Below are 16,855 nucleotides of genomic sequence, written 5' to 3' on the forward strand. Positions count from 1 at the left end.
AGCGAAGTGTCAGTTTCGTTCCTCATCCATAGCAACGAACCGTGACAGTTCCTTTATGGCCGAATCGATGTCTGCCTTTTGCCTGGTCAGCAGGTCTATACGTGCCTGACATTTTTCAATCGTGACACGACGCTGTTCCGTGCGGCCATCATCACGATCATATAGATCAATCATCTCACGGATTTCGGCCAGACTGAAGCCCACGCGCTTGCCCCGCAATATCCACGCTAGCCGCGCACGGTCGCGATGCGAATAAATCCGCGTCAAACCGCGTCGTTCGGGTGCGATCAGGCCTTCATCCTCATAAAAGCGCAGTGCGCGAGCGGTAATGCCGAATTCTTCGGACAATTCCGAAATACTGTGGCTTTCGCGATCCGGAAGGTCAGGCATTTCTATGCCTGCAATGTGAACTGAAGGTGGCATAGCGTAATATTGCTTTACGTTTACGTTCGCGTCAACCTCCAGCTTTTCCTCCGGTACATAGGGGATCGCCGTCAATAGCGCGCACAGAATGCGCAGCCTGTATGCTGTCCGATATTCGCGGCAAGGCCACGCCAGCAAAGGACGCACGCTCCGAACATAACTTGTCGCATTCCAGATCGACCGCACCCGCCATGGCGATACGGTCCCCCTCGTACTGCGCAACCATGATGCAGCGGGAAGGCTTGTCGAAGCGCAGTACTAGCATGCGGCCAACCTGCTTGGCCCGGCCCCGTCCGGTACAGCGGGATTTGCCACCCGAATAGGCCGCCGCCCCGAAACGATATTCACGTTCGCCATCAGGCACGAGGCAGAGCGCATCAGTGCCGCCTTCGTGGCGGCGCTGGAAAAGGCCGACAGGATCGGTCCTGGACACATCGACTATCGCACCGCTGTCAATCGCGGCCTGTTCCAGATCGGGTACGTCGTCGGCTGGCGGTGTGGAACGCGACTGTCCATCGCTGCATGCAGCCAAAAGCAAAAGCAGAGCGATGCTAGTCCGCATCGTCCGCAATCCGCTCCAGCCCGCCATCTGTCACTCGGCGATAGAAGCAGCTTGTCTCTCCCGTATGGCAAGCGGGGCCGGCAGCGTTCGCGCGCAGCCAAATGGCATCCTGATCGCAATCGACCCGCATTTCCACAACGGTCAGAATATGGCCGGAGGTCTCGCCTTTCTTCCACAACCTGTCCCGGCTGCGCGACCAGAAATGCGCTATGCCCGTTTCTCTGGTCAAGGCAAGCGCCTGTGCATTCATATGCGCCACCATCAGGACATCACCGGAAATGTGATCGGTCACTACAGCCGTCACCAAGCCATTGGCGTCATATTTTGGATCGAGCACATTACCGCTCTCGCGCATATTCGTCATGCCCCGCTCTATAATGGGTTAGCGCCGCATTTACAAAATATTCGCTATCCTCTGCGTCGATGGAGTCACCCGGAAACCTCTACTCTGTAGCCATTAAGCAAAAATTGGGCCTGTTCCGGCAGCTTTTTTGTGACAATAGGGCGACAAACCGCTTTCTTGCCTCTATATGCGCGAACAGGAAGCGGTGACATGGCCGCTCATGCTTCGGCAACGGGTTTTGCAATAGATGCTAACGACACATCCTTTCGACGATGACAAACTGCGCGAAGAATGCGGGGTTTTTGGGATCAGTGGCGCTGAAACAGCGTCGGCCATGGTCGCGCTTGGCCTCCATGCTTTGCAACATCGTGGGCAGGAAGCGGCGGGAATCACCAGTTGGGATGGGGTGGAATTCCACACCCATCGGGCTATGGGGCATGTAGCGGGCAATTTCGATCGCGATGAGATCATTCGCGGCCTGCCTGGGGGCGCTGCGTGCGGCCATGTCCGTTATTCAACCACGGGCGAAACTGCACTGCGCAATGTGCAGCCGCTTTATGCGGAACTGTCGTCGGGCGGCTTTGCGGTCGCCCATAATGGCAATATTTCCAATGCGATGAAACTGCGCCGTGAACTGATCCGCCGCGGCTCCATCTTCCAGTCCACTTCTGACACCGAAGTGATTATCCACCTTGTCGCCACATCCACCTATCGCACCTTGCTCGACAAGTTCATTGATGCGCTGAAACAGGTCGAAGGCGCCTATTCCCTTATCTGCATGACACCCGAAGGCATGATCGCCTGTCGTGATCCGCTCGGTATTCGACCGCTGGTCATGGGCAAGCTGGGCGACGCCACCATCTTTGCTTCGGAAACCGTTGCTCTGGATGTCGTCGGCGCGGACTATGTTCGCAGTATAGATCCGGGTGAACTGGTCATCGTTACCAATGGCGGGGACGTCCGATCCATGCGTCCGTTCAGTGAAAGCCATTCGCGCCCCTGCATATTCGAACATGTCTATTTTTCGCGCCCCGATTCCATCGTCGACGGTTCGTCGGTCTATTCAGTCCGTAAAGCTATCGGTGCGCAGCTTGCGATCGAAAATCCGGTTGAGGCGGATTATGTCATCCCCGTGCCCGACAGCGGCGTTCCTGCCGCCATCGGTTATGCGCAACAATCCGGGATATCGTTCGAACTGGGCATTATCCGTTCGCATTATGTGGGCCGTACCTTCATTCAGCCTAGTGACAAGGTTCGGCATCTGGGCGTCAAGTTGAAGCACAATGCCAACCGCGCCCTGATTGCGAACAAGCGCATTGTCCTTATCGATGACAGTATCGTGCGTGGCACGACATCGCTGAAGATTGTGCAGATGATGCGAGAAGCTGGCGCAAAAGAAGTGCATATGCGCATCGCCAGCCCTCCGACGCGGCATAGCTGTTATTATGGTGTCGATACCCCTGAACGCGCCAAGCTGCTGGCACATAAGCTGGATGTTGAGGGGATGCGTGACTTCATTCGCGCCGATAGCCTTTCTTTCATTTCCATTGACGGCCTCTACAAAGCATTGGGAGAGGCGAAACGTGCGGATATACGACCGCAATATTGCGATGCCTGCTTCACCGGGGATTATCCAACGACACTGACCGATCAGGACGAGGCACAGGTCACGGACCAGCTCTCGCTTCTTGCTGAACGGGTCATGTAAACCAACTTGAACATTCCACATCGTTCGCCCTGAATAGTCGTTGAGCCTTTGATATGCTCAGAAGCAACCGATCATGATCAGACAGGCTTTGAATGACCGACAAACCCTTCACCGGAAAACTCGCCCTCGTCACCGGCGCAAGCCGCGGCATCGGCGCCGCGATTGCACAAGCTTTTGGGGCTGCGGGCGCGCATGTGGTTTTGACTGGCCGCACGGCCGGAGGTCTGGAAGAGGTTGAAGAACATATTCACGCGCTTGGCGGCAGCGCGACCATCGCTCCCCTTGATCTCACCGACGCTGAAAGCATCGGTCGACTGGCTGGCGCAATATCCGAACGATGGGAGGCGCTCGACATTCTCGTCCTTAATGCGGCCATGCTTGGCACGCTGACGCCCGTCGCCGCCATTGACCCCAAGGAATTTGCGCGACTTCTCACACTCAATCTTACGGCACAACAGGCGCTGATCGCGGCTTTCGACCCCATGTTGCGCAAGAGTATGGACGCTCGCCTGGTAGCGATCACCTCCAGCGTGGGCCAAACACCGCGTGCCTATTGGGGGGCTTATGGCGCATCGAAGGCTGCGTTGGAAACATTGGTGCTCAGCTATGGAGAGGAAGTCCGTAACATCAGCAATGTCCGCACCGCGATCATCGATCCCGGCGCCACCCGCACTGCAATGCGAGCCAAGGCATATCCCGGCGAAGATCCAGCATCACTGAAAAGTCCCGAAACAGTAGCTCAAGCTGTAATAAACCTGGTCAGCAACGATGTGCCCACAGGTTATCGTTTGCGAGTTGAGGGATAGCAACGATCAAAAATCGTATATGAGCGTGACCTTGCTCAGCGTGTCAAAACTCTCCTCGGCAAGCTGAGCCCCGCTTTCATACGCAGTGCTGTAGGAAAACCGTGCCGACAAACGCGCTATAACCTTTGCATCCAGTGCGGTTAGCGATGACAGGCTGGTCTTGTCCTTTTCTATATAGGCATATGCATTTTGCTGAAATGTCAGGGTCGGCGACAATTTCCAGTTGAAATCAAGCGATGAACGCAGACCCAACCGATCCTCCCAACCGTCATCCGTATATTTTACATGGCGATAGGATGGTCCGGTATCGATGGATAATTTGACGCGCTCGCAATCGATAAACTGATAACCAAAACCGGAAGAGGCAGAATATCGGCTGTCAAACCCTACCAGTGGATCGCGTTCATATTGCAGCAAACCATAGCTGAAGGCTTTTGGGCTGATCTGATAACGAGGTTCGTAAGCGAACAGCATATTTTCGCGCGATACCTCGCCATTGGCACGACGATAATCGGCATTGGCGCGCAACAAATGCTTCCAGCGTAGCCCTTCCCGCTTCAAGTTCAGGCCGCCGCTAATGCCAAATTCGCTAGCCTTTCCGGTCGAGCGGAAAACGCCAAATTCGCCTTGGCCACTCCATAAGTCCCAAAAATGTGCTGTCCGGATATGCTGCGCCCGCTTGTTTGCTGCTTTGGTATCATGGTCGCTGATCATCGCATCGATTTCGGCGATCGCATCGGGGTAGGTCTGCCGTGCAATCTTTGCGATAGCGCGCACATCTGATTCATCGCCGTTCGCGATTGCAGCGGTCAGCATCTCACGCACCGCATCCGGCATGACACTGGATGGGTCAGCAAAAGCACGTGCGGGCATTAAAAGCAGCGAAAGGGCTATGATGGTTCGAAACATGGCTATGATCTAAGCTGCTATCAGATGATGTCCCTGAATTCCTTCAGGATATCCCGATAAAGTTTCCTTTTGAACGGAACGATCATTTCGGGAAGCTGGTCTGGGTCAGCCCATTTCCAGGCGCGGAATTCCTGATGTTCGGTTTCAATGTTTATATGGCCGTCTGTACCAGTGAAGCGAACCAGGAACCAGAATTGGCGCTGCCCGCGATACCGACCTTTCCAGATTTTGCCGATGAGTTCGTCGGGAAGATCATAATAATATTCCTCCTTAGCCCGCGCCAAAATTTGGAGATGGGGTTCAGTAATCCCCGTTTCTTCTTCCAATTCACGGATAGCCGCGCTTTGCGGGTCTTCACCGTCATCGATGCCGCCCTGCGGCATCTGCCATGCTTCGACACTGGTATCGAGCCGTTGCCCGACAAAAACTTTTCCTTCGAAATTGACCAACATGACACCCGCGCAGGGGCGATAGGGAAGATCCTGCTTGTTAACGCTCATAAATATCCATCGTTCTTCACTCTACGGATTGCAAATAGCCTCTGGAAACAGCGTGATTCCTTCACCCTGTCAGCGATTGAGCCGCTATAGCCCCGACTCCGTCAATAAAACCACGAATATTGCCTTTGTCCCATGGCATTGATGGTCGGCATACCCTGTTCCGGGCACGCTTTGGCACAAGGGATTTCGATTGGCCATGCACCGGAGGTGCCAGTCCCCATCTTCCGTCGTCAATGAAAAATCCGAAATATCCATACCCCGATTGTCGAGAGGCAATGCAATGCATATCTGATAGGAAACGGGATGAGGATGACCGCACCACAAGATGTGCAAGAAGCAAGATTGGGCGACCCCCCATATTTTCTACTTTGAAGCGACCCCATTCCAAGCGTAGGAATGCCAACAAGATTATGTACCAACAGGATTAGAAGATTATGGCGACTGCCGCCCATGAAATGACCCCAGAGGATGCCCTGGCCGATGGTTCGGCCGAAGCAGTTGTCGTGCGCTTTGCCGGCGATAGCGGCGACGGGATGCAACTTACCGGAGGGCAGTTCACGCTTTCCACCGCGCTGGCCGGTAACGACCTTGCGACTTTCCCGGATTTTCCGGCAGAAATTCGCGCTCCGCAAGGCACGCTATTCGGCGTGTCGGCATTCCAGATCAATTTTGGCTCGTCGGAAATCAACACCGCGGGTGATGAACCCGATGTGCTGATCGCAATGAACCCGGCGGCGCTCAAGACCAATGTCGATGCTTTGAAAACCGGCGGGCTTATCATCGCTGACGAGGGTGAATTCAACGATCGTAATCTGGCAAAGGCAAAATATGAGACAAGCCCGCTGACGGACGGCAGCCTTGCGAAATGGCAGCTTCTTTCATTCAACATTTCACAACTGACGCTCGAAAGCGTCAAGGAGTTCGGCCTTGGCAACAAGGAAGCCCTGCGTTGCAAGAATATGTGGACGCTGGGCCTCGCGCTCTGGATGTTCGACCGTGACCGCCAGCCGATTATCGATTGGCTGAAGGCAAAGTTCGCCAAGAGTCCGGTGCTGGCCGACGCCAATATCGCTGCGCTCAACGCAGGTCACGCCTATGGCGAAACGGCGGAGCTATCCGGCCCGCTCAAACAATATCATGTCGCCGCGGCGCCAGCGGAAGCGGGGCTGTATCGCACAGTTACGGGCGCTGAATCGATTTCTCTGGGTCTGGTTGCGGGCGCGCAGCTTGCGGGGCTGTCGATGTTCTTTGGCGGCTATCCAATCACACCTGCGTCGGCGATCCTGCACCACCTTTCGCGACTGAAGGAATTTGGCGTCACCACGTTCCAGGCGGAAGATGAAATCGCTGCCGTCGCATCAGCGATAGGCGCGTCCTATGCCGGGCAATTGGGCATCACGTCATCTTCGGGTCCCGGCATCGCTTTGAAGGGCGAAGCCATCGGCCTTGCGATCATGACAGAACTGCCGCTCGTGATCATCAACAGCCAGCGTGGCGGACCTTCAACAGGCCTTCCTACCAAGACCGAGCAATCGGATCTGTATCAGGCGGTCTATGGCCGCAATGGAGATGCGCCTTTGCCGGTCCTCGCCGCCTGCTCTCCGGCCGATGCTTTTGAGTGCGCAATAGAGGCGGTGCGGATCGCCGTGCAATATATGACCCCGGTCATGCTCTTGACCGATGGCTATATCGCCAATGCGGCGGAGCCATGGAAAGTGCCGGACATGAACACATACGAACCCTTCCCGGTCCAATTTCTGGAAGAACCGCAAGAAGGTGGATTCAAACCCTATGGCCGCGACGCAAAGCTCGCCCGTCCATGGGTGAAGCCTGGCACGCCCGGCTTGCTTCACCGCATCGGCGGCATCGAAAAGGCCATTGATACCGGTCACATCGACTACTCACCCGACACCCATCAAGCCATGACCGCGATTCGCCGCGACAAGGTTCTGGGAGTTGCCAATAGTATTCCCGACCAGGATGTCTGCCTTGGTGCCCCGGGCGGCAAGCTCGCCGTGGTTGGCTGGGGTTCGACTTTCGGCCCGATCCATCAGGCCGTTCGCCGTGCCCGTGCCAAGGGGCATGACGTAAGCCATATTCACATCCGTCATATTTGGCCTATGCCGAAAAATATGGGCGATCTTTTAAAGGGTTACGACCGGGTATTGGTACCAGAAATGAATACCGGCCAATTGAAAACCGTGCTGCGCGACCAGTATCTGGTCGATGCCAAACCGCTCAACAAAGTATCCGGGCAGCCGTTCCGTATTGCGGAAATCGAAGCTGCTATCGAGGAGCAACTCGCATGAACGAGATGACGAAACTCAGCATCAAGGATTTTGAAACTGACCAGGAAGTGCGCTGGTGCCCGGGCTGCGGTGACTATGCGATCCTAAAGACTGTGCAGCGGACCATGCCCGAACTCGGCGTACGTCCCGAAAATGTCGTGTTTGTCAGCGGTATCGGCTGCTCGTCACGCTTTCCCTATTATATGGAAACCTATGGCTTCCATACCATTCATGGCCGCGCGCCAGCGGTGGCGACGGGTGTCAAGCTCGCCAATCCGGATCTGGATGTCTGGATTATCACTGGCGATGGCGACGGACTGTCGATTGGCGGCAATCACACGATGCACATCCTGCGTCGGAATCTCGATTGCCAGATTCTGTTATTCAACAACGAAATCTATGGTCTTACGAAAGGGCAATACAGTCCCACGAGCCGCGTTGGCACGCAAAGCCCCTCGACACCATTCGGCTCAGTCGATCGCCCTGCCCGACCCGCAGCCTTTGCATTGGGATCAGGTGCCCGCTTTGTGGCACGGGCCTATGACATTTCCAAGCAACTGGGCGAGGTGTTGAAGGCAGCGCACGCCCATAAGGGTGCAAGCTTCGTCGAAATTTTTCAGAACTGCATCGTCTACAACAAGGACGTGTTCGCGGACTTCACCGAAAAGAAAAATGCCGACCTGGGTCAGCTATGGCTGGAAAATGGCAAGCCGATGCTGTTTGCCAAGGGGACCAAGGGCCTGAAGCTCAATCTCGATCATCTTCATCTGGAAGTCGTCGATGTCGTTGATGGCGATTGGGAAGCGGCAAACATACTGGTTCATGATGTGCGCAACCGGGCGATGGCGCACATGCTGGTCGAAATGCCCTTTGGTCCATTCCCGATGGCCCTGGGTGTTCTATACGATGACCCGGTTGCCACCTTTGATAGCGCGATTGTCGAACAGAACACCGCCGTTGCGAAGGGCAAAGTCGCCGACCTGCAAAAACTGGTCTCCAAAGGGCAGACATGGACAGTGAAAGAACCGCTGCACCAACTTTAACCGGGGCCATTCTGTTCGGGTCCAAAGAACTATTAAAGCCGGATTGCACCTTGCTGACCTGTCGGGCAGAATGACGTCATGAATGTCATACCTTCCCAACGTGGCGGCCAACTCATCGAGGCGGGTAGAGCCTGGGGCAATGGCGGTCTGTTCAATCGCCTTTTTGCCCCCGTCTTCCAGAAAATTCTGAACCGGATCGATGCGGGATTGGAACAGGGGGCACTGGAAGCATGGCTGCCGGACGGATCAACCCGTATATTGGGCGGTCGCGGACAGGGCCCGATATGCGAGGTGAGGCTCAATAGCTGGCGCGCCCTTGTTCGGGTTGTCAGCGCAGGGTCAGCCGGATGGTACAGGGCCTGGGCCGCAGGCGAATGGGAAAGCCCCGACCCTGTGCCGTTGTTCGACCTGTTCATGCGGAATGCGCAAACCCTGGGCGGTGTTGCGCGAGCACGGGGTATCAAACGCCTGTTCGCCCGGTGCATGCATTGGCTGCGTCGCAATAGTCGCCGACGTGCCCGATTGAACATCGCCTTTCATTATGATCTCGGCAATGATTTCTATGCGCTCTGGTTGGATAAAACCATGAGCTATTCCAGTGCGTTATTCACTAATTCTGACACTATATCCGAGAATCTGGAAACCGCGCAGATTCGCAAAATCGAAGCGATACTCGATCGCCTGAGTTTGCGCGATGGCGACCGCCTTCTGGAAATCGGCTGCGGCTGGGGTGGCTTGGCTGAAGCGGCCCTCCAACGCGGCATGATCGAATATGACGGCATTACCCTTTCACCCCGTCAACTGGTCTATGCACAAGACAGGTTGGATGCTGCTGGCCTCGGCAATCGATCCCGTATCCTCCTTACCGATTATCGTGACATGGTCGGTCGATATGACGCTATCGCCAGCGTCGAAATGGTGGAGGCGGTGGGCCAGAAATACTGGCCGGATTATCTCGCCGCCATTCACCGCCTGTTGAAACCGGGAGGACGGGCTGCGATCCAGTATATCTGCATCAACGATGCTTTGTTCGAACGCTATGCTGCCAGCGCGGATTTCATCCAGACCTATATCTTTCCGGGCGGCATGCTGCTTTCCGAAAGCCGTTTTCGCACTTTGGCCGAAGCGCAGGGCCTTGAATGGCGTGACACCCATCATTTCGGCCAGCATTATGCGGAAACACTTCGCCGCTGGCGCGATAATTTCGACGCCGCAGTGAATGCCGGCAAGTTGCCGCCAGAATTTGACGAACGGTTTGTCAAACTCTGGCGTTATTACCTCATGTACTGTGAGGGGGGCTTTCGTGGTGGCGGCATCGATGTAGCACAGGTAACACTGGTAAAGGCCTAGAGCGGGCAGCGTGAAATCTGAATCACGCCGCCCGCTCTAAGTTTTTGTTATCGCATCATTTATTGCGGAAAACCGGTTCCCACTTTTCCGCACGATGCTCTATGCCGCTACCAGTCCATCCCGCGCCTTCACCTGTTGCCGGAATTTGTGCAGCAATGGTTCGGTATAACCATTGGGCTGCGCAACCCCTTCGAACACCAGCGCCCGCGCTGCCTGAAACGCTATGCTGGTCAAAGGATCTGCCGACATCGGGCGGTAAGCGGGGTCGCCGGAATTCTGCGCATCTACCTTTGCGGCCATACGGAGCAAAGCGTCATCCACCTGGTCGGCGGAACACACGCCATGCAACAACCAGTTCGCCATATGCTGAGATGAAATGCGTAGCGTTGCACGGTCCTCCATCAACCCCACATCATTGATGTCGGGCACCTTGGAACAGCCAACACCCTGATCGATCCAGCGTACGACATACCCCAATATGCCCTGCGCATTATTGTCCAGTTCATGCATGATCTGTTCTTCCGACCAGTTGACGCCAGTCGCAAGAGGAATGGTGAGCAGCTTGTCCAACCCAGGCAACGCCTGTTCCGCGACCTCTATGCGTCTCGCAAATACATCCAGGCGGTGGTAATGGATAGCGTGCAGCGTTGCCGCTGTAGGACTTGGCACCCAGGCAGTGTTGGCGCCGGTTTTGGGATGGCCAATCTTCTGTTCCATCATATCGGCCATCATGTCGGGCGCGGCCCACATACCTTTGCCGATCTGCGCCCGTCCGGACAGGCCGCAGGCAAGACCAATGGCAACATTGCGCGCTTCATAGGCAGCGATCCAGGTGCTTGTTTTCATCTCTCCCTTTGGCACCATCGGTCCAGCCTGCATGGAGGTATGCATTTCATCGCCTGTTCGATCGAGAAAGCCCGTATTGATGAAGACAATCCGATCTTTCACTGCCTTGATGCAAGCGGCAAGATTGGCGGACGTGCGCCGTTCTTCATCCATTACCCCGACCTTGATCGTGTGCCGGTCCAGACCGAAAAGGTCCTCCACCGCATCGAACAGCCGGTTGGTGAATGCCGCCTCTTCCGGCCCATGCATCTTTGGTTTCACGACATAGATGGAGCCGGTGCGGCTGTTGCGCAATCGCCCCAGTCCATTCAGATCGTGCATGCCAATGGCTGCGGTGAATACAGCGTCCAACAGCCCTTCAAAGGCTTCGCTGTCATCTTCCATCAGGACAGCCGGATTTGTCATCAAATGCCCCACACTGCGAACAAACAGCAGGCTGCGCCCCGGCAATGTCAATGTCCCACCATCCGGCGCTGTATAGCTGCGGTCGGGCTCCAGCGCGCGCGTCATCGTTCGCTCGTCTTTCTGGAATTCCGCCGTTAAGTCGCCGCGCATCAGGCCAAGCCAGTTTGAATAGGCTGCGACCTTGTCATCGGCATCAACCGCAGCGACCGAATCTTCCAGATCGACGATGGTGGTCAGCGCGGCTTCCAAAATTACATTGGCAACGCCGGTCTTGTCGCCCGAACCAATGCGGCTGTTCCGGTCGATATGAATTTCAATGTGCAGTCCATTGTGCTTCAGCAAAATAACGGACGGCTCATTTCCATCCCCGACATAACCGGCAAAGGAGGATGGATCGGCCAATGGCGGCGTCAAAACGCCGTCCTTCACCTGATATCCGGTAACGTCCGCATGACTGCCCTCGGCCAGCGGAACGGCTTCGTCAAGAAAGGCCTTGGCTGCTTCAATGACCTGTTGGCCGCGTTTTTCGTCATAACCGCCGGGGTTAGCCTTCCCCGGCAGTGCATCGGTCCCGTAAAACGCATCATAAAGGCTGCCCCAGCGGGCATTGGCAGCGTTTAGGACAAAGCGGCTGTTGAGTGATGGCACAACAAGTTGCGGCCCGGCCATGGTGGCAATTTCGGGATCGACATTCTCCGTGCCGATGGCAAATGCCTCTGGTTCAGGCACCAGATAGCCAATGTCCTGCAAAAATGCCTGATATTCGGCCCCATCGACTGGTCGTCCCCTGCGTTCCACATGCCATGCATCAATCTGTGCCTGCAGTGCGTCGCGTTTGGCCAGCAGCGCCTTGTTTTCAGGTGTAAGTGTCCTCAACAATGCAGCAAAGCCTGACCAGAAAGCGTCGCTATTCTTGCCCAATGGCGGCAATATCTTTTCTTCCACAAAAGCATGCAACGGGGCCGCAACCTTGATGCCCTTTGTGGAGATATAGTCAGTCATGAATCATTCCTCTGCTAGCCGACCGGACACGGCACTTGTTTCTTGCGCCTGAATCCATTCATTTTTCCCGGGGAGAGAACGATGGGCCGCATATGCCGACGCGGACCACTCTTGTAAATGGGACAATCGAAATGGCTGGAGAAATAGAGCCGTCAGAGTTATATCGTTACTCATGAGCGCAATTTCCGAAGCCGAGACCGCTTTGCTCGAGCGCACGGCCGATGCACCGATGCAGGAACAGGTCCAAAGCTGGGCAGCGATCAACAGCGGATCGCGCAACTTGGTGGGTCTGGCTGACATGGCCGCACATTTGGCCGATGTCTTCTCCACCCTGCCTGGCACGCTTCGCCTCGTAGACCCTGATCCGGTTGAAACCATCCTGTCCGATGGCAGGTTCAGTCAGCTTGCCCATGGCCAGCACCTTCATCTGAACGTTCGCCCCCAAGCGCCGGTCCGCATTCTCCTCACCGGGCATATGGACACGGTATTTGGCATCGACCACCCGTTTCAGGAACAAAAATGGGTGAAAACCGGTATCCTCAATGGTCCGGGCGTTGCCGACATGAAAAGCGGGATTGCCATCATGCTCGCGGCTCTGAGTGCCCTGGAAGCCAGTCCGCTCGCACAGCGCATCGGCTATGAAGTCATCATCAATAGCGATGAGGAGGTGGGCTCCCCCTCCTCTGCGTCCCTGATCACGCAAGCAGCACGCGGCAAAATGGCTGCATTCACTTATGAACCTGCGCTCCCGGACGGAACATTGGCAGGTGCCCGCGCTGGCAGCGGCAACTTCTCGCTTGTTGTTACAGGCAAGAGTGCACATGCAGGCCGCAATCCAGATGATGGCCGCAATGCCCTGGTGGCCGCAGCCGCCCTCGCCGTTCGCCTCAAACAGGCCAGTGGCAAAGGCTTTAGCTGTAATCCAGCGAAGATCGACGGCGGCGGTCCCAATAATATTGTGCCCGATCATGCCATATTGCGCGTCAATTTTCGGCCAAGAACAACCGATGATGAAAAACGTGTGGGGGCACTGCTGCATAACTGCATCACCGCTATTGCGACCGAACATGACGTTTCCATTCACCCGCATGGCGGTTTTGGCCGCCCTCCCAAGCCTATGGATGAAAAGGCCAAAGGCCTGTTCGGCCTTGTCAGGAAATGCGGCACGGACCTTGGCCTTGCCATCAACTGGCGCGACACGGGCGGCGTATGCGATGGCAATAATATCGCAGCATGCGGGGTGCCGGTCGTTGATACCATGGGCGCACGCGGCGGCGCTATTCACAGCGCGGAGGAGTATCTGATTATCGACAGCCTTGCCGAACGGGCGGGCTTGTCTGCACTCACCTTGTTGCGCATTGCCGAAAGGGGACGGATTTGAGCTTCCTGGTGCGGCCGGCACGGCCCAATGACCTGCAAACCCTGTATGAAATGGCGAAGCTTACCGGCGGTGGCTTTACCAATCTGCCCGCTGATCGCGATGCATTGAAGGCAAAGCTTGAACGCACCGATCGGGCGCTGTCGCGCCAAGAAGATGTTCTGGAAGACGAATTGATCGTCATGGTCTTGGAAAACGCCGAAACCGGACAAGTGCGGGGCACTTGCCAGATGTTCACGCAGGTAGGGCAGACGTGGCCATTTTATAGCTATCGCCTGGGCGTCCTGTCGCAGAACAGTCGGGAACTTGGCCGCACCTTCCGCGCCGAAATGCTCAGCCTCACGACCGATCTTGAAGGATCGAGCGAGGTTGGCGGTCTCTTCCTTCATCCACGGGAGCGGGCCGAAGGGCTTGGTCTTTTGCTGGCGCGCAGCCGCTATCTTTTTATCCGCCGGCATCGTGGTCGCTTTGGTGACCGCATTCTTGCGGAGCTGCGCGGCGTTATTGACGAGGCCGGCGGCTCGCCCTTCTGGGATGGGCTCGCAGGCCGGTTTTTCGGGATGAGCTTTCAGGAAGCCGACGATTTCAATGCCATTCACGGTAACCAATTCATAGCGGACCTGATGCCCAAGCACCCCATCTATACCGCCATGTTGCCCGAAAGCGCCCGTGCGGTCATCGGCCTGCCCCATCCCAATGGCCGCGCTGCCATGCGAATGCTGGAGACAGAAGGATTTCAGCACGCTGGCTATATCGATATTTTCGATGGCGGCCCGACCATGACGGCCCAAACCGACAGCTTGCGCACGATAGCACAAGCAAGGGACGTGAGGCTTGCTGCGATTCAAGCCGAAAAAGGTAAGAAGGTGCTGATCACCACAGGGAAACTCAAGGATTTCCGTTGTAGTTACGGGTTTGCCACGGCAGGAGATGACGACACCGCCACGCTCGATAGCGAAAGCGCGGCATTACTGGACCTGAAAGTCGGGGATCGGTTCGTCATGGTCGGTCGATAGGGCAGGATTTTCCGCTTTAATCCGAGAATAACAGGACCGGCGTTTCCAACAGTCTTTTCACTGCCTGTATGAAATTGGCGGCGTCCCAGCCATCCACTACGCGATGATCGCAGCTGGTCGATAGGTTCATCAGTTTCGCCGCGACAATGTCGCCATCGACGATGATTGGGCGTTCAACAATGCGATTGACGCCAATAATCGCAACCTCTGGACGATTGATCACCGGCGTTGACACAATTCCCCCCAGCGCGCCGAGCGAGGTCAGCGTGATCGTGGAGCCTGACAGCTCAGTCTGTTTAACAGATCCTTCACGGATAAGACTGGAAAGACGCGATATTTCAGCCGCCAACTGCCAGATATTTTTATCTTGCGCGTCCCGGATCACAGGCACCATCAGGCCGGCGTCCGTTTGCGCTGCCATCCCCATGTGCACCGCGCCATGGCGGGTTACCATCCCCGCTTCGTCATCATAACGCGCATTGACCATGGGAAAATCGGGGATCGCCTTGCATAGGGCCACGATAAGAAATGGGAGCATCGTCAATTTTGGCCTGTCGCCACGATGAATATTAAGGTCTGAGCGCATGTCCTCCAGCGCGGTAACATCGATTTCCTCGACATAGGTAAAATGCGGAATGTGACGCTTGGAAGCCTGCATATTCTCGGCAATCCGACGGCGCATGCCGACAATCTTGATCGCTTCGTCGGGACGGGCACGCCCCCCTTCGCCGGACGCACGGTACCCCTCGCCTTTGTTGTAAAGCAGATAGGCGTCAAGATCAGCGTGACGGACGCGCCCGCCCTGCGACTGAACCAGGGCCAGATCGATTCCAAGCGCCTTCGCGCGCGCGCGAACGGCCGGAGAGGCCAGGATTTTTGAAGCTGCATCACTCTTTTGGGGCAACACGGAAGAAGCTTTGGTCGCCGCCGGAGTTTCATTGTTTTCGTCCGGTGTTACAGAGGACGGCGTTGCCGCCTCGGAAGAACTAACCACGGATAGTTCAGGGGCAGCCTCAGGCTCCCCTTCTGTCTCGATTTCGACCAGCATCGATCCAATTGCAATCTGGTCGCCGATCTCTCCAGCCAGGGCGGTAACTTTGCCGGCCACCGGCGATTCCATTTCAACAGTAGCTTTATCAGTCATCATGTCGGCGATGGGCTGGTCTTCCATCACAGCATCGCCAACTGCAATATGCCATTTCACGATTTCTGCTTCTGCTATACCTTCGCCAATATCCGGCAATTTGAATGTGAAACGCGCCATAAGCGTCTAGTCCTTCAGAATTTTCTTGATCGCCTCGCCTATGCGGACTGGCCCCGGGAAATAGGCCCATTCCAGCGAATGCGGATAGGGTGTGTCAAATCCGGTCACGCGTTCGATGGGCGCTTCGAGTGCGTAGAAGCAGCGCTCCTGTACCAGTGCCGACAGTTCCGCACCAAAGCCGCTGGTGCGCGTTGCTTCGTGCACGATCATGCAGCGGCCGGTTTTCTTCACCGATGCCTCCACCGCCTCGATATCGATTGGAACCAACGTGCGCAGGTCGATGATATCGGCATCAATGCCCATTTCGGCTACCGTGCTGGAAACCACATGCACCATGGCGCCATAGCACAATATGGTCAGCACCTCCCCTTCCCGTACAGTGCGGGCCTTGCCAAGGTCGATGCGGTAATATCCTTCGAGGACCTGAGCATCTGCATTGCCTGCCCAATTCTTCGACGGGCGGTCATAATGGCCATCGAACGGCCCATTATAGATGCGCTTGGGTTCAAAGAAAATGACAGGATCATTATCCTCGATCGCCGCGATCAGCAGACCCTTGGCATCATAAGGCGTCGAAGGGATGACCGTTTTGATGCCCGACACATGGGTGAAAATGCCTTCAGGCGACTGACTATGCGTCTGACCGCCAAAAATACCGCCGCCAAAGGGGCTGCGTACCGTGATTGGTGCAGTAAATTCACCTGCCGAACGGTATCGTAACCGCGCGGCCTCCGACACCAATTGATCGAGTGCGGGATAGATATAATCGGCAAACTGGATTTCCGGCACCGGACGCAAGCCATAAGCGCCCATACCGACGGCGACGCCTATAATACCGCATTCGGTAATGGGCGTATCAAAGACACGCGTTTTGCCATATTTCTGTTGAAGTCCTGCCGTGGCACGGAAAACTCCACCAAAATAGCCGACATCTTCGCCCAGGACGACGACGTCTGGGTCGCGCTCCATCATCACGTCCATGGCGCTGTTGATTGCTTGAACCATGTTCATC

Annotated in this window: 15 protein-coding genes; 7 read left to right on the forward strand and 8 right to left on the reverse strand. The window is 55.9% G+C overall.

Features of this window, described 5'->3' with window-relative positions; translation table 11 throughout:
• Positions 1 to 9 precede the first annotated feature (9 nt).
• The 3 genes from L3X40_RS11410 to hisI form a co-directional block, all read right to left on the reverse strand.
• Positions 10 to 390, reverse strand: a complete 381-nt coding sequence (locus L3X40_RS11410; RefSeq protein ID WP_237365771.1) for a MerR family transcriptional regulator — start codon at positions 388 to 390, stop codon at positions 10 to 12.
• Positions 391 to 454: 64 nt separating this feature from the next.
• A complete protein-coding gene (locus L3X40_RS11415; protein ID WP_237365772.1) occupies positions 455 to 985 on the reverse strand; it encodes a hypothetical protein in 531 nt (176 codons plus the stop codon).
• On the reverse strand, positions 975 to 1,349 hold the full coding sequence (gene hisI, locus L3X40_RS11420) for a phosphoribosyl-AMP cyclohydrolase (protein WP_237365773.1): 375 nt from the start codon (positions 1,347 to 1,349) through the stop codon (positions 975 to 977). Before hisI ends, L3X40_RS11415 begins: the two co-directional genes overlap by 11 nt.
• A 226-nt stretch (positions 1,350 to 1,575) precedes the next feature.
• Between hisI and purF the strand changes: the two genes are divergently transcribed.
• Positions 1,576 to 3,036, forward strand: a complete 1,461-nt coding sequence (gene purF / locus L3X40_RS11425) for an amidophosphoribosyltransferase (protein ID WP_237365774.1) — start codon at positions 1,576 to 1,578, stop codon at positions 3,034 to 3,036.
• 92 nt (positions 3,037 to 3,128) lie between these two features.
• Entirely contained in the window at positions 3,129 to 3,842 is a 714-nt protein-coding gene (locus L3X40_RS11430) for an SDR family NAD(P)-dependent oxidoreductase (RefSeq protein WP_237365775.1), read from the forward strand.
• A gap of 6 nt (positions 3,843 to 3,848) precedes the next feature.
• On the opposite strand, the gene L3X40_RS11435 is transcribed toward L3X40_RS11430, so the two are convergent.
• Together L3X40_RS11435 and L3X40_RS11440 are read right to left on the reverse strand one after the other, a co-directional pair.
• Positions 3,849 to 4,751: a DUF481 domain-containing protein gene (locus L3X40_RS11435; RefSeq protein ID WP_237365776.1), complete on the reverse strand. Its 903-nt coding sequence runs from the start codon at positions 4,749 to 4,751 to the stop codon at positions 3,849 to 3,851.
• Positions 4,752 to 4,771: 20 nt separating this feature from the next.
• Complete coding sequence (locus tag L3X40_RS11440; protein WP_237365777.1) at positions 4,772 to 5,251, reverse strand: RNA pyrophosphohydrolase; 480 nt, start codon at positions 5,249 to 5,251, stop codon at positions 4,772 to 4,774.
• 434 nt (positions 5,252 to 5,685) lie between these two features.
• On the opposite strand from L3X40_RS11440, the gene L3X40_RS11445 reads away from it, so the two are divergent.
• The 3 genes from L3X40_RS11445 (at position 5,686) to L3X40_RS11455 (ending at position 9,932) form a co-directional block, all read left to right on the forward strand.
• A complete protein-coding gene (locus L3X40_RS11445) occupies positions 5,686 to 7,560 on the forward strand; it encodes a 2-oxoacid:acceptor oxidoreductase subunit alpha (protein WP_237365778.1) in 1,875 nt (624 codons plus the stop codon).
• Positions 7,557 to 8,582 carry a 2-oxoacid:ferredoxin oxidoreductase subunit beta gene (locus tag L3X40_RS11450; protein WP_237365779.1) on the forward strand — a complete coding sequence of 342 codons (1,026 nt, stop codon included), beginning with the start codon at positions 7,557 to 7,559 and terminating at the stop codon, positions 8,580 to 8,582. Before L3X40_RS11445 ends, L3X40_RS11450 begins: the two co-directional genes overlap by 4 nt.
• Before the next feature lie 78 nt (positions 8,583 to 8,660).
• Entirely contained in the window at positions 8,661 to 9,932 is a 1,272-nt protein-coding gene (locus L3X40_RS11455) for a class I SAM-dependent methyltransferase (RefSeq protein WP_237365780.1), read from the forward strand.
• A 99-nt stretch (positions 9,933 to 10,031) separates the two neighbouring features.
• On the opposite strand, the gene L3X40_RS11460 is transcribed toward L3X40_RS11455, so the two are convergent.
• Complete coding sequence (locus L3X40_RS11460) at positions 10,032 to 12,185, reverse strand: malate synthase G (RefSeq protein WP_237365781.1); 2,154 nt, start codon at positions 12,183 to 12,185, stop codon at positions 10,032 to 10,034.
• Between the two features lie 172 nt (positions 12,186 to 12,357).
• Between L3X40_RS11460 and L3X40_RS11465 the strand changes: the two genes are divergently transcribed.
• The gene (locus L3X40_RS11465; protein WP_237365782.1) at positions 12,358 to 13,566 is read left to right on the forward strand and encodes a hydrolase; all 1,209 of its coding nucleotides are present in this window, start codon (positions 12,358 to 12,360) and stop codon (positions 13,564 to 13,566) included.
• Positions 13,563 to 14,579: an arginine N-succinyltransferase gene (locus tag L3X40_RS11470; RefSeq protein ID WP_237365783.1), complete on the forward strand. Its 1,017-nt coding sequence runs from the start codon at positions 13,563 to 13,565 to the stop codon at positions 14,577 to 14,579. Before L3X40_RS11465 ends, L3X40_RS11470 begins: the two co-directional genes overlap by 4 nt.
• 16 nt (positions 14,580 to 14,595) lie before the next feature.
• On the opposite strand, the gene L3X40_RS11475 is transcribed toward L3X40_RS11470, so the two are convergent.
• Together L3X40_RS11475 and L3X40_RS11480 are read right to left on the reverse strand one after the other, a co-directional pair.
• Positions 14,596 to 15,843 carry a dihydrolipoamide acetyltransferase family protein gene (locus L3X40_RS11475; RefSeq protein ID WP_237365784.1) on the reverse strand — a complete coding sequence of 416 codons (1,248 nt, stop codon included), beginning with the start codon at positions 15,841 to 15,843 and terminating at the stop codon, positions 14,596 to 14,598.
• A 6-nt stretch (positions 15,844 to 15,849) separates the two neighbouring features.
• Positions 15,850 to 16,854: an alpha-ketoacid dehydrogenase subunit beta gene (locus L3X40_RS11480; protein ID WP_237365807.1), complete on the reverse strand. Its 1,005-nt coding sequence runs from the start codon at positions 16,852 to 16,854 to the stop codon at positions 15,850 to 15,852.
• Between the last annotated feature and the right edge of the window lies 1 nt (position 16,855).

The sequence above is a fragment of the Rhizorhapis sp. SPR117 genome, from assembly GCF_021742065.1.